This window comes from Mycobacterium mantenii (genome assembly GCF_001667865.1).
GTDB lineage: Bacteria > Actinomycetota > Actinomycetes > Mycobacteriales > Mycobacteriaceae > Mycobacterium > Mycobacterium mantenii_A.
In genome coordinates, this window is the sequence record NZ_LZJP01000012.1 from 65,352 (window position 1) to 82,614 (window position 17,263).

Here is a 17,263-nt window from a genome sequence, read left to right on the forward strand (position 1 = left end):
ATCGGCCTTCCTATGAGGGGTCAGCGGTTGGTTCGGGGGTGCCCGCAGCGGCGTCGGTGGGGGCGGTGGTGGTGGCGGAGGCCAGCAGCTCCTGCTCCCATTCGGCGAGCGGCTCGGCGGCCTCGGCTTCGGGCTTGCCGTCGCCGCGGCCGACGCCGGCGCGGGCCTGTAGGCCCTCGGCGACGGCGGAGGCGATCACCTTGGTCAGCAGCGCGGCGGAACGGATCGCGTCGTCGTTGCCCGGAATCGGGTAGTCGACCTCGTCCGGGTCGCAGTTGGTGTCCAGGATCGCGATGACCGGGATACCGAGCTTGCGGGCCTCGCCGACGGCGATGTGCTCCTTGTTGGTGTCGACGACCCAGATGGCCGACGGCACCTTGGCCATGTCGCGGATACCGCCGAGGCTGCGGTCCAGCTTGTTCTTCTCGCGGGTCAGCATCAAGATTTCCTTCTTGGTGCGGCCCTCGAAGCCACCGGTCTGCTCCATCGCCTCGAGCTCCTTGAGGCGCTGCAGCCGCTTGTGCACGGTTTGGAAGTTGGTCAGCATGCCGCCCAGCCAGCGCTGGTTCACGTACGGCATGCCGACGCGGGTCGCCTCGGCCGCGACCGATTCCTGCGCCTGCTTCTTGGTGCCGACGAACAGCACGCTGCCGCCGTGGGCAACGGTCTCCTTGACGAACTCGTACGCCTGGTCGATGAAGGTCAGCGTCTGCTGCAGGTCGATGATGTAGATGCCGTTACGGTCGGTGAAGATGAACCGCTTCATCTTGGGGTTCCAGCGACGGGTCTGGTGCCCGAAGTGGGTGCCGCTGTCCAGCAGCTGTTTCATGGTTACGACGGCCATGGTTGTGCCTTACTTGTGTCGGTTGTCGCCTGGCATCGGGTGAGGCCGGGCCCTGGCGGCTGCTGCGATGCCGGACCCGTTGTTGGACGGGACCGCCCGGCATGCGATGCGAACTCCTCGTGGTACCAGAGCCGCGATGCAGACGCGCGAAGTCAGCCCGCGAACGAGCTGCGACCAGCAGTTTACACCGACTCAGCAGGTGCTTTTGCCACGCTTCCCCAGCCGGGCCGCACGTCCACAACACCGGCCAGGACCGGGTGGCCCGTCCGGCGGCGAGGCGCTGAACTGCCTGGATGCGGTTTACAGCGCTGCTGTTGAGTGCGGGCCTGGTCAGCGCCGCGCCGGCGGTCGCCGCCGAGGCTCGCCTGCAGTGGCCGTTGCGCCCGCCGCCGGCCGTCACCCGGGCGTTCGACGCCCCGGCCCCGGACTGGCATCCCGGTCACCGCGGCGTGGACCTGGCCGGCGCTGCCGGTCAGCCGGTGTACGCCGCGGGCGCCGGAACCGTGGTGTTCGCCGGTCTGCTGGCCGGACGGCCGGTGGTGTCGCTGGCCCATCCCGGTGGGCTGCGCACCAGCTACGAGCCGGTCCGGGCGACGGTGCGGGTCGGTCAGCCGGTGACGGCCGCGACCGTGATCGGCGAGCTGGCGGCCGGGCACGCCGGCTGCCCCGTGGCGGCCTGCTTGCACTGGGGCGCGATGTGGGGTGCGGCGTCGGGCGCCGCCTATGTCGATCCGCTGGGTCTGCTGCAGTCCACGCCGATCCGGCTCAAACCGCTGAACCCGTGAGCCGCCTCAGGCCCGCGGGTGGGCCTGATCGTGCACCGCACGCAGCCGGGACACCGCCACGTGCGTGTAGAGCTGGGTGGTCGCCAGGCTCGAATGGCCGAGCAGCTCCTGGACAACACGCAGGTCGGCGCCGCCCTCGAGCAGGTGGGTGGCCGCGCTGTGCCGCAGGCCGTGCGGCCCCATATCCGGCGCGCCGTCCACCGCGGCGACGGTCTGATGCACCACCGTGCGGGCCTGGCGCACGTCGAGCCGGCGGCCCCGCGCGCCCAGCAGCAGCGCCGGGCCCGACTCCGCGCTGGCCAGGGCGGGACGCCCGTCGGCCAGCCACGCGTCGAGCGCCTCGCCGGCGGGCCGGCCGAACGGCACGCTGCGCTGCTTGTTGCCCTTGCCGAGGACACGCAGCAGCCGATAGGTGGCGTCGACGTCGTCGACGTCCAGGCCGCACAGCTCGCTGACCCGGATCCCGGTGGCGTACAACATCTCGACGATCAGCCGGTCCCGCAGCGCCAGCGGATCCCCTTGCTGCGCACCAGATTTGGCGGCGGCCATGGCGGCGGCGGCCTGATCCTGACGCAGCACGGCGGGCAGGGTGCGGTGCGCCTTGGGCACCTGCAGCCGCGCCGCCGGATCCCCGGCCATCAGGCCGCGCCGCACCGCCCACGCCGTGAAGGCCTTGACCGCCGAGGTGCGCCGGGCCAGCGTCGTGCGGGCGACGCCGGCCGCGGCCGCGGCGGACAGCCAAGAGCGGAGCAGGGGCAGGCTCAACGCGTCCAGACCGGCGCCGCGCTCCTCGATGAAGGCGAACAGCGAGCGCAGGTCGCCGAGGTAGGCGCGGCGGGTGTGGGCTGAACGCCCGCATTGCAGCGCCAGGTATTCGTCGAACTCTTCGAGAATCGGTTCGCTGTCCGGCACTCTCCCACGCTGGCAGAGGGGGGCGGGGTCGGTCAGTCGACGCGCCGGAGCGTGTCCGGGGTGAGATCTTTGCGCGCGGGATAGCCGTCGACGGCCATGATGAGGTCCGTCTCGGCGAGGATCGAGCGCAGCACGTGCACGATGCCGTCGACGCCGCCCAGCGCCAGGCCGTAGGCGTAGGGCCGGCCGATCCCGACGGCCGTCGCGCCCAGCGCGAGCGCCTTGACGACGTCGGCGCCGCTGCGGATCCCCGAATCGAACAGGACGGGCAACCCGTCCGCCGCCTCGATGACGCCGGGCAGGCAGGCGAGGGCGGGGAGGCCACCGTTGGCCTGGCGGCCGCCGTGGGTGGAGCAGTAGATGCCGTCGACGCCGGCGTCCCTGGCGCGCCGCGCGTCGTCGGGGTGACAGATGCCCTTGATGATCAGCGGCAGGTCGGTCAGCGACCGCAACCAGCCGAGGTCATCCCAGGTCAGAGGGTTTCCGAAGGTCGATACCCACTGCAGCACGGCGCCTTGCGGGTCCTCCTCGGGCGGGCGCTGCAGGCCGGCGCGGAAGACCGGATCGCTGGTGTAGTTGCTCAAGCACAGCCCGCGCAGCTGGGGAAAGTTGGCCGTGCTGAGGTCGCGCGGGCGCCACCCGGGAATCCACGTGTCGAGCGTGACGATGATGCCCTTGTAACCGGCCGCCTCGGCCCGTTGCACGAGGCTGGCGGCCAGCTCCCGATCCTTGGGTGTGTACAGCTGGAAGAAGCCGGGGGTGTCGCCGAATTCGGCGGCGACGTCCTCCATCGGGTCGGTGGTCAGGGTGGACACCACCATCGGGACGCCGGTGGCCGCCGCCGCGCGGGCGGTGGCCAGGTCGCCGTGGCCGTCCTGGGCGCAGATGCCGATGACGCCGATAGGCGCCATGAACACCGGCGACGGCAGGGTCAGGCCGAACATCTCCACCGACAGGTCGCGATTGGCGGCACCGACGAACATGCGCGGGATCAGGCCCCAGCGGTCGAACGCCTCCCGGTTGGCCCGCTGCGTGCGTTCGTCGCCGGCGCCACCGGCGACGTAGGACCACACCGACGGCGGCATGGCCCGCTCGGCGCGGGCCTCCAACTCCGCGAAGGCCATCGGCAGCGCGGGCGCCACCCCGCCCAGGCCCTTGAAGTAGATCTCGTTCTGGTAGTCGCCGAATGCCATGCGATAGACAATGCCAGGCTGCCGTCAGGCTGACGAGTTCGCCGACTCCGCCTGCGCCAGTTCCTTCTTCCACTGCCGGAAGGTCTCCTCGGTGCGGCCGCGCCGCCAGTACCCCGAGATCGACGACGCCCATTTGGCGTCCACGCCACGCTCTTTGCGGATGTAGGGGCGCAGATTGTGCATGACGGCCTGGGCCTCGCCGTGGATGAAGACGTGCACCTGTCCCGGCAGCCAGGGGGCGCTGGTGACGGCCTCGATCAGCGGCGCGTGATCGCCGGCACGGTCCTCGGGAACCAGGTCGGCGCGCCCGCCGCGGTAGACCCAATGCACCTCGACGCCTTCGGGGGCGGTCAGAGGGATTTCGTCCTCTGGGCCCGCGACTTCGATGAACGCCTTGCCGACGGCGCTGGGCGGCAAGGCTTCCAGCGCGGCGGCGATGGCCGGCAGCGCCGATTCGTCGCCGGCCAGCAGGTGCCAGTCGGCCGCCGGGTCGGGTGTGTAGGCGCCGCCAGGACCCATCAGGTAGATGGGCTGGCCGGGCCGGGCGGCGGACGCCCACTGGCCCGCCAGGCCGTGCTCGCCGTGCACGACGATGTCCAGCGTGATGCGGCGCTTCGCGATGTCGACGTGGCGGACGGTGAGGGTCCGCACCGACGGCTTCTTCTCCGGGGGCAGGTCGGCGAAGCTGTCCAGGGTCAGCGGCTCGGGCAGGCCGGCCACGTCCACGTCGTCGGCGACGAACACCAGCTTGACGTAGGAGTCGGTGAACTTGCTGGGCACGAAAGCGTCAAAATCCTTGCTTCCGAGCACTATCCGCACCATGTGCGGTGTGAGTTGTTCGGTACCGACAACTTCGAAGCATTGCAGTGGTCGACCAACCACTCCTCCTCCTGTCCAAACCCCAACCCCCGGTCGACTATACGAGTCGCGTCGTTTCCGCAGCTCGGCCCGCGCGGACCCGGACAATCCGCCACCGGCCGTCCTGGCGTTGCACCAACCCGGCCAGCTCGAGCATCGCCAGCGGCCCGAGCGCCAGCTCGGGCACCATTCCCGAGGCGACCGCGATCTCGTCGACCGTCGCGGCGCCGCGGCCCGGCAGCGCCTCATAGACCCGGCGTTCGGCGTCGCTGAGGCCGTCGAGTGGCGTCGCCGGGTGCGGCTCGTCCGAGGCCAGTTCGCCGATGTGGCCGACGAGCTCGACGACATGGTCGGCGCGGGTGACCAGCTCAGCACCGTTGCGCAGCAGCGCATGGCAGCCGGCCGACGCCGACGACGTGACGGGGCCGGGCACCGCGGCCACCACCCGGCCCAACGCCCGCGCCCAGGCCGCGGTGCTGGCAGCGCCGCTGCGCAGCCCCGCCTCCACCACCACGGCCGCCCCCACCACGGCGGCCACCAGACGATTGCGGGTCAGGAACCGGTAGCGGGCCGGGCGGATACCGGGCGCGTATTCGGTGAACAGCAGCCCGCGCTGGCCGATGCGGTGCAGCAGCGCGGTGTGACCGCTCGGGTAGGGAACGTCGAGCCCGCCGGCCAGGACCGCCACCGTGATGCCGTCGCAGTCCAGCACCGCGCGGTGCGCCGCGCCGTCGATGCCGTAGGCGCCGCCCGAGACGACCGCGACGTCACGCTGCGCCAACCCGGCCGCCAAATCGCCGGCGACCTGCTCGCCGTACGCGGTCGAGGCGCGCGTCCCGACCACGGCGGCCGCCCGGTGCGCGACCTCATCGAGCCGCACGGGCCCCTGGGCCCACAACACCAGCGGCGGAACCATCGGCGCACCGGCGCCGGGTCGCGGTGCGGCCCCACGGAATGCGGCGAACGCCAGCCGCGGCCACTCGTCGTCATCCGGGGTGATCAGGCGTCCGCCCCGCCGGGCCAGTGTCTCGAGATCAGCCGCGCAGCAATCGTTTTCGCGCCGCGCCTGGGTGCGCCGGGCCAGGTCGTCGTCGACGAGCCCCCGCCGCACCCGCTCGGCCGCCTCCACCGGGCCGACGCGCTGCACCAAGGCGGCGAGCTCGGCGCAGGGCGGCTCGGCCACCCGGGACAGATAGGCCCACGCGCGCTGCGCGGAATCGTCGGGCGTCATCGCCGCTCCCCCGGCCCCAAGGATCCGCCAAGGATCCATGCAGCCCCGCGCGCGAACGTGGTGTGGTCAGCCGCCCGCCGCACGCCGGCCCGCAACGAACGGAACGACCCATGATCCTCGACCTGCCGATGGTGTACCGCGTGTCCGAACGTCCGAAGAACCCCTGGGCCGTCGCGGCGTTCGCGCTCAGCCTGGTCAGCTGGGTCGGGTTTCCCATCCCGCTGATCAGCATCGGTCTCGCCTGCATCGGGTTGCGCGAGATGGAACAGCGCGGTGAGAGCGGCCGCGCGATGGCCCAATTCGCCCGCGCGTTCGCGATCCTGGTGACCGTCGCGATCGCGGTGCGGGGTGGGCACACCGATTGGCTGGCCATGGCGCGCTGGTAGCGCGGCCGGCCGGTGGGTCGCGGCGCTCATCGCTGCGTCCCGGGCTGGCGGAAGCTGAGTGCGGCGGCGACTTCGTCGATCCCGGGTGATGTGCGGCCGGCCAGATCGGTCAGGCTCCACGCGACCCGCAACGTGCGGTCGAGGCCACGGATGCTGAGCACTCCGCGGTCCAGCGCCTTTTGCAGCGGCTCCATTGCCGCGTTGCTGGGACGGAACTTCCGGCGCAGCAGTGTCCCGCTGACCTCGCCGTTGGTGCGGAATCCGTGCGGTAGCCAGCGCTGGGCGGCGGCCGCGCGGGCTTGCGCCACCCGGTGGCGGACCTGCGCCGTCGATTCACCGTCCCGGCCCGCGAACGCCCCGGCCTTGACCTGGTGCATCTGCACCCGCAAGTCCACGCGATCCAGCAGCGGACCGGACAGCTTGCCCAGGTATCGGCGTTTGGCCGCGGCCGCGCAGATGCAGTCCTGCGGATCGGCCGGCGCGCACGGGCACAGGTTGGCGGCCAGCACCAGCTGGAACCGGGCGGGATAGCACGCCACCCCGTCGCGGCGGGCCAGCCGAATTTCGCCGTCCTCCAACGGTGTTCGCAAGGCTTCCAACGCGCTGACCCGGATCTCGGCGCACTCGTCGAGGAAGAGCACCCCGCGATGCGCCCGGCTGACCGCGCCCGGGCGCGCCATCCCCGACCCGCCGCCGACCAGCGCGGCGACGCTCGAGCTGTGATGCGGCGCGACGAACGGCGGCCTGGTGATCAACGGTGTGTCGCCGGACAACAACCCGGCCACCGAGTGAATCGCGGTGACTTCCAGGGACTCGGCATCCGTCAATGCCGGAAGCAACCCCGGAAGGCGTTGGGCGAGCATCGTTTTGCCGACCCCCGGCGGGCCGGTGAGCATGAGGTGGTGCGCCCCGGCGGCGGCCACCTCCACCGCGAACCGCGCCTGCGTCTGCCCGACCACGTCGACCAGGTCCGCCGCCGGCTCCCCGCCCGTGGGTTGCGCGTCGATCCTGTTATCCAGGGCCCCGGTGCCGCCGAGCCACTTCTGTAGCTGCCTTAGGGTGCGCACGCCCCACACGTCGATGCCGTCGACCAGGCTGGCCTCGGCGAGGTTGTCCACCGGAACGACCACGGCCGGCCAGCCGTCGCGTTTGGCGGCCAGCACGGCGGGCAGCACCCCGCGTACCGGGCGCACCCGCCCGTCCAGCGACAGCTCGCCCAGCAGCACCGTTTTCTCCAGCCGGTCCCAAGGATTCTTGCGCTGCGCCGACAGCACCGCGGCCGCCAGGGCGATGTCGTAGACGGATCCCATTTTGGGCAGCGTCGCCGGCGACAGGGCAAGCGTGAGCCGCGCCATCGGCCAGGCGTTGCCGCAATTGGTGACCGCCGCCCGGACCCGGTCGCGTGACTCCTGCAGGGCGGCGTCGGGCAGACCCACCAGATGCACGCCCGGTAGGCCGGAGGTGATGTCGGCTTCGATCTCCACGATCTGTCCGTCGACGCCGCGCACCGCGACGGAGAACGCGCGTCCCAGCGCCATCAGCCGATCCCTTGCAGGTGGGTGATCTCGGGGGTGCGACGGCGCCCGACGCGCACGCCGATCACGTCGATGCGGATCGCCGCCGAATGCCGGTCCTGGCCGGCCAGCCACAGCCCGGCAAGCCTGCGCAACCGCCGGACCTTGCGCGGCGTGACGGCGTGGGCCAGTCCCCCGTAACCGTCGCCGGTGCGGGTCTTCACCTCGACGAACACCACCGTCGACGTGGTGTCGTCGCGGGCGATGATGTCGAGTTCGCCGTAGCGGCAGCGCCAGTTGCGCGCCACGATCCGCAATCCCATTCGCGTCAGATGATCCACGGCGAGCGCCTCACCCATCGCCCCCAGCTGGATCCGGGTCATCGTCGTTTCGGTCGTCATGGGGGTCACGGTGCCCGGGGCCTCCGACGGGACGGGCCGCCACCGCCGTCCGTGGCCGCCCGCGACGGCCGGTTATCCCCAGTGCGGCGCCCATCCACAGCCGGCCCGGCGCCAGCGGCCTGCCACCGTCGATCAGGTGATCCGGTCCGCCCTGGTGTAGATGTTCATCGAGTCCTCCCGCAAGAACGCCACCAGCGTGATGCCCGACTCCTCGGCCAGCGAGACCGCCAGCGACGACGGCGCCGACACCGCCGCCAGCATCGGAATGCCGGCCATCACGGCCTTCTGCGTCAGCTCGAACGACGCGCGCCCGCTGACCAGCAACACCGAGGCCTGCAGCGGTATCCGCTCATGTTCCAGCGCCCAGCCGATCACCTTGTCGACGGCGTTGTGCCTGCCGACGTCCTCGCGCACCACCAGCATGGTGCCGTCCGCCCCGAACAGCGCGGCGGCGTGCAGACCGCCGGTGCTGTCGAAAACCTTTTGCGCGGAACGCAATTGGTCGGGCATCGCCTTGAGCGTGGCCGACGCGACGGTCGCGGGATCCGCACCCGGGGAAAACCGGCCGCTCAGCCGCACCGCGTCCAGCGACGCCTTGCCGCAGACCCCGCACGACGAGGTGGTGTAGAAGTTGCGGGTGACATCGAGAGTGGGCGCCGCGACGCCGGCGGCCAACGTCACGTCCAGGACGTTATAGGTGTTCTCCCCGTCGACGGCACCGCCGCAATACCGGATGGTCAGCACGTCGTCGCGGCCGGCGATGACGCCCTCGGTGAGCAGAAAGCCTTGCGCCAGTTCGAAATCCGATCCCGGCGTGCGCATCGTCACGGTGATCGCCGCGCCGTTCACCCGGATCTCCAGCGGCTCCTCGACGACCAGCGTCTCGGGCCGGGTGATCGCCTTCCCGGCGGTCAGATGCGTCACCCGCCGACGCGATGTCACGTGCCGCACTAGGCGATTTCACCGCCGGCGGCGTCGCGCGAAGGGGCGGAACGCTGGGACCTCACGAAGCCAAACTACCTTGGTCGCCTGCCGGTCGCCGGGGCGTCATGCCCCCGAGGCCAGCGCTTCCAACGTTTCGGCCGACGAATACAGCGGGCGCCAGCCCAGCTGGGTCTTGGCCTTGGTGGTGTCCATGACCATCGACGTCCGGGCCGTGTGCAGCCATTCCAGCATCGACGGCACCAGCGGCACCCGCGAGATGGCCGCCGAGGCCGCCGAGGCGGCCACGGCGGGAACCCTTACCGGGCGACCGCCCAGCGCCCTCGCGACGTCGCCCACCGTCACGACGCCGTCGCCGGCGATGTTGTAAACCCCCGGCGGCGCCGGAGCGGTGGCAGCCAGCGCGATCGCCGCCGCGACGTCGTCGTGGTGAACCAGTTGCAGCGGGATACCCGGGTCTGGTACCACCGGCTTGAGGATCGGAACGGCCTTCACCACCGCGCGCATCGGACCGGGCAGCTGATTCCACGGCATCGCGTCGGCCAGCGCGGTGGCGTTGGGGCCGGCGACCACGCAGGGCCGCAGCACGAAAACCTCGAGCGCCGAGTCCGTGGTGATTTCGGCGAGCAACTCCTCGCAGGCCGCCTTCTGCTCGGAGTAGTAGTGCTCGGCGGAGCCCCGGGCGGGCACGTCCTCGGTCAGCGGGACGGGATTGTCGGAGTGGTAGCCGTAGGCCGCCACCGACGACGTGTAGACCAGGCGGCGGGGCCGCTCGGCGGCCACCGTTGCCTCGAACACGTTGCGGGTGCCCTCCAGATTCACCCGGGCGCTCTCGTCGCGCGAACCCATGATGATGAAAGCCAGGTGGATGACCACGTCGGCCTGCGCCACCAGGGCGTCGACGGCCTCGCGGTCCAGGATGTCGCCCTGCTGATACGTGGTCTTCTGCCAACCGTGTGACGACGGGTCAAACGGCCGGCGGGCCATCCCGATGATGGCGTCGACGGCGGGTTCGCGTTCCAGCGCCGTCACCGCGGAGATGCCGATCTCCCCGGTTGGACCGGTCACCGCGACGGTCACTCCCATTCACAACGTCCTTCCCTCCCGCAGCCAGCCGAAACCCCGCGTGGGAAACGTCACCGAGCCCATCGGCGCACGCGGTCGGCGCATGATAGAACCATCTTTCCAACATCTGGCGACTCGCGAGCGGTTGGACGTGCGGGCACTCCGCATCGTAAGTGGGGACCTGGCGGATCGACGGTGACCCGCAAGATGCCCACTGATTGGCCCCAACCAGAGGGAACCGCGTGTAAGTCTGGTCGCGGCGAGGAGATAATTTACGGCGATCGGACGCGGTCACACCGTCGGCACCGCAGGAACGAAGGGCTCAGTATGGGGGACGAACTGGAGACCGGCGCGGAGGCATCCGTGACGGGCGGGGAGAAGGCCGACCCCGGCACGGTTTTCGCCGCCCTCGCCGAGATCATCTATCAGGGCTCGGACGTCAACCAGATGTATGCCGCCATCTGCATCGCCGCGACCCTGGTCGTCCGCGGCTGTGACCACGCCAGCCTGTTGGTGCGCGACGGGGACCGCTACGTCACCGTGGGCGCGAGTGACCGCCTGGCCCAGGCCATCGACGAGCTGGAACGGCGTTCCGGCGACGGCCCCTGCATCGACGCGATCGAGGAGGAGACGCCCCAGATCGACCCGGACCTGACCACGCCGTCGCTGTGGCCCAAGCTGGCGGAGGTTCTGGTCGCCGAGACGCCGGTGCGGGGCGCGATGGGGTTCCGGCTCCTGGTGGACAAACGCAAGGGGGCCGCGCTCAACCTGTTCAGCGACACCCCGAACATGTTCGACGCCGAGTCCGCCGGGCGGGCGGCGGTGCTGGCCGCGTTTGCCAGCGTCGCCATCAACGCCGTGAACAAGGGCGAAGATGCCGCGAGCCTGCGGCGCGGACTGCTCAGCAACCGCGAGATCGGCAAGGCCGTCGGCATGTTGATGATGCTGCACGACATGGGCGAGGACGAGGCTTTCGACCTGTTGCGCCGCCACTCCCAGGCGCTGAACATCAAGCTGGCCGACGTCGCGCGGGAGGTCATCAATCAGCGCGGCCAGCTGCCCGCGTCCGACGACAACCAGCTTCCGCCGAATACCTAGGCCGGGTTATTCGGGAAGCCGCAGCTCGGGCTTCTCGACCTCTTCGATGTTGACGTCCTTGAAGGTGACCACCCGCACCTGCTTGACGAACCGCGCGGGCCGGTACATGTCCCATACCCAGGCATCGGACAGCCGCAGCTCGAAGTAGACCTCGCCGTCGGCGTTGCGGGGCGTCATCTCCACGCTGTTGGCCAGGTAAAACCGGCGTTCGGTCTCCACGACGTAGCTGAACTGGCCGACGATGTCCTTGTATTCGCGGTACAGCGAGAGCTCCATCTCGGTTTCATACTTTTCGAGATCTTCTGCACTCATCTGCTCAGACGTCCTTCTCCCAGACAGTTTTCCCCGGGCATCCCGGCGCCAGCTGCCGTCCGCCGGGGTGGGAATCCTGGTCCCATCTTTCCTCACCGATATCCGTCGTGCTGCAGCGGTGGGTCCGGTTGGCAGTCGGCCACCACCCGGCCACCCGAGCCGTCGGCCACGCGCCGCACGTTGATGAACGAGTAACGATGCTCGGGACACGGGCCCAGCCGGGTCAGCGCCGTGCTGTGCGCCGGCGTGCTGTAGCCCTTGTGCAGGGCGAAGCCGTAACCGGGGTGGTCGGCCTCCATGGCGACCATCAACCGGTCCCGGCTGACCTTCGCCAGCACGCTGGCCGCGGCGATGCACGCCGCGACCGCGTCGCCACCGATGACCGGCAACGACGGGACGGCCAGCCCGGGCACCCGGAAGCCGTCGCTCAGCACGTAGCCGGGACGCACGGACAGCCCGGCGACCGCACGACGCATGCCTTCGATGTTGGCGACGTGCACGCCGCGGCGGTCCACCTCGGCCGGCGGGATGAACACCACGTGGTAGGCCAGCGCATAACGGCGGATCAGCGGGAACAGCTTCTCCCGGGCGGCCTCGGTCAACTTCTTGGAATCATCAAGCGCGGCAAGGCTTTCCATTCGGCCCGGCCCGAGCACGCAGGCCGCGACCACCAGCGGTCCGGCGCAGGCGCCGCGGCCGACCTCGTCGACGCCGGCCACCGGCCCCAACCCGCTGCGGTACAGCGCCGACTCCAGGGTGCGCAACCCCGACGATTTGCGGATGACCGCCCGCGGCGGCCACGTCGTGGCCACGGCTACCGATTCTGTTGCGGGTTCACCGATTCCACGCCGCCCCATCGAGACGGCGGCCACACGATGAACCTGGCTTTTCCGATCACGTTGGACACCGGCACCGTTCCCGACGTCGGGTCGCCGGTGCACAGCACACCCCTGAGGGCTTCGGCCGGCACGCTGGTGCAGTGGGCCCGCGAATCCGCCGAGTGCGTCCGGTTGTCGCCCATCACCCACAGCCGTCCCGGCGGGACGGCGACCGGGCCGAACTCACTGCCCAGGCACGGATACACCGACGGGTCGGCGGCCATGGTGTTGCGATCCAGGTACGGCTCCTTCAGCGGCTTGCCGTCGACCGTCAATCCGGTGTCGGCCCGGCACTGCACCGTCTGCCCGCCGACCGCGATGACCCGCTTGACCAGGTCGTTCTCGTCCGGCGGCACGAAGCCGACGAAGGACAGCGCGTCTTGCACCCAGCGCAGCACGGTGTTGTTGGACCGGATCGACTTGTAGCCGAGGTTCCAGGGCGGCGGCCCCTTGAAGACGATGACGTCACCGGGGTGCGGCGCGCTGAACCGGTAGGTGACCTTGTCGACCATGATCCGGTCGCCGACACAGCCCGTGCACCCGTGCAGCGTGGGCTCCATGGATTCCGACGGGATCAGGTAGGGCCGCGCCACGAAGGTCAGCATCACGTAGTAGAGGACGACGGCGATCACCGCCAGGATCGCGAATTCGCGCAGCGTCGAACGCTTGGGCTCCTCCGGTTCGCCGCCGTCGTGCGTCTCGGCCACCGGGCCCGGCTCGGGAATCGATCCGGCCGTCGTCGCGGCTTCGTCGGGGCGCGTCTCCGGATTGCGGGTAGAGACCTTCGGATCTGACTCGCCGGGGTGGGACTCGGGCTTCGATGAATCCGCGGTATCGGTCACGAGATCAGCGTAGCCAGCGCACGTTGTGGCCCGGTAAACCGGCGCACCGCAGAAACGATGGGACGAATCAGCAGCGCCGCCAAGGCGTCCCGGCTCAGCGCTTCTCCTTGATCTTGGCCTTCTTGCCGCGCAGTTCACGCAGGTAGTACAGCTTCGCGCGGCGGACGTCACCGCGGGTCACCACCTGGATGTGGTCGATGTTGGGCGAGTGCACCGGGAAGGTCCGCTCGACGCCGACGCCATAGCTTTCCTTGCGCACGGTGAACGTCTCACGGATGCCACCGCCCTGACGACGGATCACCACGCCCTTGAACACCTGGATACGCTCCTTGGCGCCCTCGATGACCTTGACGTGCACGTTGACGGTGTCGCCCGGGCCGAACACCGGGATATCGTCGCGCAGCGACGCCTGATCGACGAAGTCCAGCCGGTTCATGCGAGACACTTCCTTGCGGTCGCGGCCGACGGCAGCTACCCACACGCGGGTGTGAGGCGGTCGCCAAGCCGATGGTTTCGGGCTTTCTGGCGTATCTCGCAGCAGGCGGGAAAAGGGCCAACCGGCCTGCAACCGCTGGAGACAACTGGTCAATTGTGCCAGACGGGGCGCGTACCGCGAAAATCACAGCGAGTCGGCGGTTCACAGCGCGCCAAACGCGCTGGTAAATGGTACATATGACTGGGGTCAGAACGCGCTACCCGCACTTCGAGCGTTATGGCCGGTGCAGGTGGCGCGACGGACCCGCCCATGCACTGTGTCGGAGTCACGCCGGAGGAGACGAATGCGGGTACGTCCGCTGACGCTGCTCACCGCCACCGCGGCGGTGACGTTGGTGGTTGCCGCGGGCTCCGAGGCTCTGGTCCAGGCAAAGGTCTACAGCCTCCCGGTCACCGCGCCCGTTCGGGTCATGTCCGCGCCGCCCACCTCGGCTCCCCCGCAGTCGGCCGCGCTGATGCTCGAGGCGGCCACGCCGCCGCAGCCGTCCCAGGCGCTGCCGAACTCGGGATTCGGCCTGCTGCAGGCCCGCGTCCAACAGGCCGCCGAAGAGGCCGCCGGCAGCGGCGCCGCGCTGTCGGTGGCCATCCTCGATCGCAGCACCCATCAGCTGATCGCCAACGGGAACAGCCAGGTCATCGGCACGGCGTCGGTCGCGAAGCTGTTCATCGCCGACGATCTGCTGCTGCACGAATCCGAGGGCAAGGCGCCGCTGAACGCCGACGACCGTCAGGCCCTGGACATCATGTTGCAGTCATCCGACGACGGCGCGGCCGAGAAGTTCTGGGGTCAGGGCGGCGGCGCCGCCATCATCACCGAGGTCGCGGCCCGCTACGGCCTGACCTCCACCACCCCGCCCAGCGACGGGCGCTGGTGGAACACCATGAGCTCGGTGACCGACCTGATCCGCTACTACGAGATGCTGCTGGACGGCTCGGGCGGCCTGCCGGCCGATGACGCCAAGATCATCGTGAACGACCTGTCCCAGTCCACCCCCAACGGCCTCGACGGCTACCCGCAGCGATTCGGCATCCCGGACGGTCTGTACGCCGAGCCGGTCGCGGTCAAGCAGGGCTGGATGTGCTGCATCGGCAGCGACTGGATGCATTTGTCGACCGGGGTGATCGGGGCCGACCGCCGCTACATCATGGTGGTCCAGTCGTTGCAGACCGCCGATGACGCCACCGCCCGCGACACCATCACCCGGGCGGTCAGGACGATTTTTCCCGAGGGCCGCATCGAGGCGTCCGGGCGCGGGCTCTAATCCCGCGGGTCGAGCAGTTCGGGGCGGCGTTCGCGGGTGCGCTGCAGCGAGATCTCGCGGCGCCACGCCGCGACGCGCGCGTGGTCGCCGGACAACAGCACCTCGGGGACGTCGAGCCCGCGCCAGCTCGGCGGCCGGGTGTAGCTGGGCCCCTCCAGCAGCCGGTCCAGGGCCGCAGAGTGCGAATCGTGTTGGTGCGACGCCGGATTGCCGAGCACCCCATCGAGCAGGCGCACCACGGCCTCGATCATCACCACGGCGGCCGACTCGCCGCCCGGCAGCACGTAGTCGCCGATCGAGACTTCTTCGACCCGCATCCGCCGCCCGGCATCGTCGATGACCCGCTGGTCGATGCCCTCGTAGCGACCACAGGCGAACACCAGGTGGGTTTGGCCGCTCCAGCGGGCGGCCGTCTCCTGCGTGAACAACCGACCGGCCGGCGTGGGAACAACCAAAAGCGTTTCCTCCGAAGCGATTTCATCTAGCGCCTCGCCCCATACCGGCGCCTTCATCACCATCCCCGGGCCACCGCCGTAGGGGGAATCGTCGACCGAGCGGTGCACGTCGCGCGTCCAGCGCCGCAAGTCATGGACCCGCAGATCGACCAGGCCGGACTGGATCGCCCTACCCGGCAACGATTGCCGGAGCGGGTCCAGATAGGCCGGGAAGATGGTGACGACGTCGATTCTCATATCGGAGATCCCCGCTACAGATCCAACAGGCCTTCGGGCGGATCGATCTCGACGACGCCGTCCTCCAGCGACACCGAGGTGACGATCGCGGTCACGAACGGCACCAACACTTCCCGGCTCGCGTCACCGGCGACCGCCTCACGCCGCACCGCCAGCAATTCACCGGCCGCGGTGTGCAACACCTCGGCGACGACGCCGACCTGCTCGCCCGCGACGGTGCGGACGCGCAAGCCCTCGAGCTGATGGTCGTAATAGGTGTCCGCCTCGTCGATGGCGGGCAAGTCCTCGGAGTCCACGACGAACAGGGTGCCGCGCAGCGCGTCGGCGCCGTCACGGTCGCTGACGCCTTCCAGCCGCACCAGCAGCCGCCCGCCGTGCTCGCGCACACTCTCGATCACGACGCCGCGCTCCGCACCGCCACGAGAGGGCTTGGCGCGCAACGTGTTACCGGGCGAGAACCGGGCGGCGGGATCGTCGGTGCGAATCTCCACCACCAGCTCGCCGCTGATGCCGTGGGCTTTCACCACGCGCCCGACGGTCAACTCCAAGGGAGTTCCATCAGCGACTACTGGTCGGTGTCCACCACGTCGACGCGGATGCCGCGACCGCCGATACCGGCGACCAGCGTGCGCAACGCGGTCGCGGTGCGACCCCCGCGGCCGATCACCTTGCCCAGGTCGTCGGGGTGGACGTGGACCTCGACCGTCCGCCCCCGGCGGCTGGTCACCATGTCCACCCGGACATCGTCGGGGTTGTCGACAATCCCGCGGACCAGATGCTCAACAGCGTCAACGACAACCGTACTCATCGCCGCGGTCAGCTTTCGGTCGTCGGCTCGGCCTGCTGGCCGGCCTCGGCGGGCGCCTCGGCCTCAGCGGCGGCTTCCGCGGGCGTCTCAGCGGCGGGCTCCGCGGGCGCCTCGGCGGCGGCCTCGGGCTCGTCGGCCTTCGCGGCCTTCTTGGCCGGGGCCTTCTTCTTCGGCTTCGCGGCCTCGGTGCTCGGTCCGCCGTCGGCCTCCGCCAGCGCGGCGTTGAACAGCTCCAGCTTGCTGGGCTTGGCCGGGGCGACCTTCAGGCGGCCTTCGGCGCCGGGCAGGCCCTTGAACTTCTGCCAGTCACCGGTGATCTTCAGCAGCTTGAGGACGGGCTCGGTGGGCTGGGCACCCACGGACAGCCAGTACTGCGCGCGCTCGGAGTTGATCTCGATGAGGCTCGGGTCTTCCTTCGGGTGGTAGCGGCCGATGACCTCGATGGAGCGTCCGTCGCGCCGGGTCCGCGCGTCGGCGACGGCGATGCGGTACTGGGGATTGCGGATCTTGCCAAGCCGGGTGAGCTTGATCTTCACAGCCATGGTTAAGCGATTTCTCCTGTGTGTGTCACGCTGCGATTCAGCGATCGGGGCGGGATGCCCGGATCCGGTTTCGCCTCGCGTGTATGACCGGTCGGCGATGCGTAATCGCTCGGCGGACAGCCGCCCATTGTGCCAGACCAGGGGTGGCGATCAGAAATCGCGCGCGGGCATCGCGGGGAGCCGGGGATCGCGCGGGGAGCGCG

At 70.2% G+C, this 17,263-nt stretch carries 19 protein-coding genes and 2 pseudogenes; 4 read left to right on the plus strand and 17 right to left on the minus strand.

Features of this window, described 5'->3' with window-relative positions; all coding sequences use genetic code 11:
* Nucleotides 1-10: 10 nt before the first annotated feature.
* The gene (gene rpsB, locus A5688_RS01575; RefSeq protein WP_067835355.1) at nt 11-844 is read right to left on the minus strand and encodes a 30S ribosomal protein S2; all 834 of its coding nucleotides are present in this window, start codon (nt 842-844) and stop codon (nt 11-13) included.
* A 326-nt stretch (nt 845-1,170) separates the two neighbouring features.
* Here rpsB and A5688_RS01580 point away from each other — a divergent pair.
* Nucleotides 1,171-1,623 (plus strand): annotated as a pseudogene (locus A5688_RS01580) (M23 family metallopeptidase); the annotation flags it as partial.
* Nucleotides 1,624-1,635: 12 nt separating this feature from the next.
* On the opposite strand, the gene A5688_RS01585 reads toward A5688_RS01580, so the two are convergent.
* The 4 genes from A5688_RS01585 to dprA are packed head-to-tail and all read right to left on the minus strand — an operon-like array spanning nt 1,636 to nt 5,823.
* A complete protein-coding gene (locus A5688_RS01585) occupies nt 1,636-2,541 on the minus strand; it encodes a tyrosine recombinase XerC (protein WP_067912807.1) in 906 nt (301 codons plus the stop codon).
* A 32-nt stretch (nt 2,542-2,573) separates the two neighbouring features.
* Complete coding sequence (locus A5688_RS01590) at nt 2,574-3,734, minus strand: lactate 2-monooxygenase (RefSeq protein WP_067912805.1); 1,161 nt, start codon at nt 3,732-3,734, stop codon at nt 2,574-2,576.
* Between the two features lie 24 nt (nt 3,735-3,758).
* The gene (locus A5688_RS01595) at nt 3,759-4,616 is read right to left on the minus strand and encodes a siderophore-interacting protein (protein ID WP_067912801.1); all 858 of its coding nucleotides are present in this window, start codon (nt 4,614-4,616) and stop codon (nt 3,759-3,761) included.
* A gap of 34 nt (nt 4,617-4,650) precedes the next feature.
* Nucleotides 4,651-5,823, minus strand: a complete 1,173-nt coding sequence (gene dprA, locus A5688_RS01600; RefSeq protein ID WP_067912798.1) for a DNA-processing protein DprA — start codon at nt 5,821-5,823, stop codon at nt 4,651-4,653.
* Between the two features lie 110 nt (nt 5,824-5,933).
* Here dprA and A5688_RS01605 point away from each other — a divergent pair, with 110 nt between their 5' ends.
* The gene (locus tag A5688_RS01605; protein WP_067912796.1) at nt 5,934-6,209 is read left to right on the plus strand and encodes a DUF4190 domain-containing protein; all 276 of its coding nucleotides are present in this window, start codon (nt 5,934-5,936) and stop codon (nt 6,207-6,209) included.
* A gap of 26 nt (nt 6,210-6,235) precedes the next feature.
* Here A5688_RS01605 and A5688_RS01610 read toward each other — a convergent pair whose 3' ends face one another.
* From A5688_RS01610 to A5688_RS01625, 4 genes are all read right to left on the minus strand, one after another.
* Nucleotides 6,236-7,747, minus strand: coding sequence for a YifB family Mg chelatase-like AAA ATPase (locus A5688_RS01610; protein ID WP_067912794.1), 1,512 nt, complete (start codon nt 7,745-7,747; stop codon nt 6,236-6,238).
* Nucleotides 7,747-8,124 carry a YraN family protein gene (locus tag A5688_RS01615; RefSeq protein WP_067835371.1) on the minus strand — a complete coding sequence of 126 codons (378 nt, stop codon included), beginning with the start codon at nt 8,122-8,124 and terminating at the stop codon, nt 7,747-7,749. Before A5688_RS01615 ends, A5688_RS01610 begins: the two co-directional genes overlap by 1 nt.
* 132 nt (nt 8,125-8,256) lie before the next feature.
* Nucleotides 8,257-9,075: a formate dehydrogenase accessory sulfurtransferase FdhD gene (gene fdhD, locus A5688_RS01620; protein ID WP_067835373.1), complete on the minus strand. Its 819-nt coding sequence runs from the start codon at nt 9,073-9,075 to the stop codon at nt 8,257-8,259.
* Between the two features lie 96 nt (nt 9,076-9,171).
* Nucleotides 9,172-10,152 carry an SDR family oxidoreductase gene (locus A5688_RS01625; RefSeq protein ID WP_067835375.1) on the minus strand — a complete coding sequence of 327 codons (981 nt, stop codon included), beginning with the start codon at nt 10,150-10,152 and terminating at the stop codon, nt 9,172-9,174.
* Between the two features lie 306 nt (nt 10,153-10,458).
* On the opposite strand from A5688_RS01625, the gene A5688_RS01630 reads away from it, so the two are divergent.
* Nucleotides 10,459-11,229, plus strand: a complete 771-nt coding sequence (locus A5688_RS01630) for a GAF and ANTAR domain-containing protein (protein ID WP_067835377.1) — start codon at nt 10,459-10,461, stop codon at nt 11,227-11,229.
* Nucleotides 11,230-11,235: 6 nt separating this feature from the next.
* Here A5688_RS01630 and A5688_RS01635 read toward each other — a convergent pair whose 3' ends face one another.
* The 4 genes and pseudogenes from A5688_RS01635 to rplS all read right to left on the minus strand — a co-directional run bounded on the left by A5688_RS01635 (nt 11,236) and on the right by rplS (nt 13,697).
* Nucleotides 11,236-11,541, minus strand: a complete 306-nt coding sequence (locus A5688_RS01635; RefSeq protein WP_003875077.1) for a DUF2469 domain-containing protein — start codon at nt 11,539-11,541, stop codon at nt 11,236-11,238.
* A 4-nt stretch (nt 11,542-11,545) separates the two neighbouring features.
* Nucleotides 11,546-12,353: pseudogene (locus A5688_RS01640) on the minus strand (ribonuclease HII).
* A 2-nt stretch (nt 12,354-12,355) separates the two neighbouring features.
* A complete protein-coding gene (lepB, locus tag A5688_RS01645; RefSeq protein WP_067835381.1) occupies nt 12,356-13,261 on the minus strand; it encodes a signal peptidase I in 906 nt (301 codons plus the stop codon).
* Between the two features lie 94 nt (nt 13,262-13,355).
* Nucleotides 13,356-13,697, minus strand: a complete 342-nt coding sequence (rplS, locus tag A5688_RS01650; protein ID WP_067130769.1) for a 50S ribosomal protein L19 — start codon at nt 13,695-13,697, stop codon at nt 13,356-13,358.
* Nucleotides 13,698-14,040: 343 nt separating this feature from the next.
* Here rplS and A5688_RS01655 point away from each other — a divergent pair, with 343 nt between their 5' ends.
* The gene (locus tag A5688_RS01655; RefSeq protein ID WP_067912791.1) at nt 14,041-15,018 is read left to right on the plus strand and encodes a hypothetical protein; all 978 of its coding nucleotides are present in this window, start codon (nt 14,041-14,043) and stop codon (nt 15,016-15,018) included.
* Here the strand turns inward: A5688_RS01655 and trmD are convergent.
* The 4 genes from trmD to rpsP are packed head-to-tail and all read right to left on the minus strand — an operon-like array spanning nt 15,015 to nt 17,060.
* Nucleotides 15,015-15,710 carry a tRNA (guanosine(37)-N1)-methyltransferase TrmD gene (gene trmD / locus A5688_RS01660; RefSeq protein WP_067835385.1) on the minus strand — a complete coding sequence of 232 codons (696 nt, stop codon included), beginning with the start codon at nt 15,708-15,710 and terminating at the stop codon, nt 15,015-15,017. The genes A5688_RS01655 and trmD overlap by 4 nt on opposite strands.
* Nucleotides 15,711-15,724: 14 nt before the next feature.
* The gene (gene rimM / locus A5688_RS01665; protein ID WP_067835388.1) at nt 15,725-16,258 is read right to left on the minus strand and encodes a ribosome maturation factor RimM; all 534 of its coding nucleotides are present in this window, start codon (nt 16,256-16,258) and stop codon (nt 15,725-15,727) included.
* Between the two features lie 17 nt (nt 16,259-16,275).
* Nucleotides 16,276-16,518: an RNA-binding protein gene (locus A5688_RS01670; RefSeq protein WP_003878715.1), complete on the minus strand. Its 243-nt coding sequence runs from the start codon at nt 16,516-16,518 to the stop codon at nt 16,276-16,278.
* Nucleotides 16,519-16,526: 8 nt separating this feature from the next.
* Nucleotides 16,527-17,060 (minus strand): 30S ribosomal protein S16, encoded by a 534-nt coding sequence (rpsP, locus tag A5688_RS01675; protein ID WP_068268032.1) that lies wholly within the window; start codon nt 17,058-17,060, stop codon nt 16,527-16,529.
* Nucleotides 17,061-17,263: the final 203 nt, after the last annotated feature.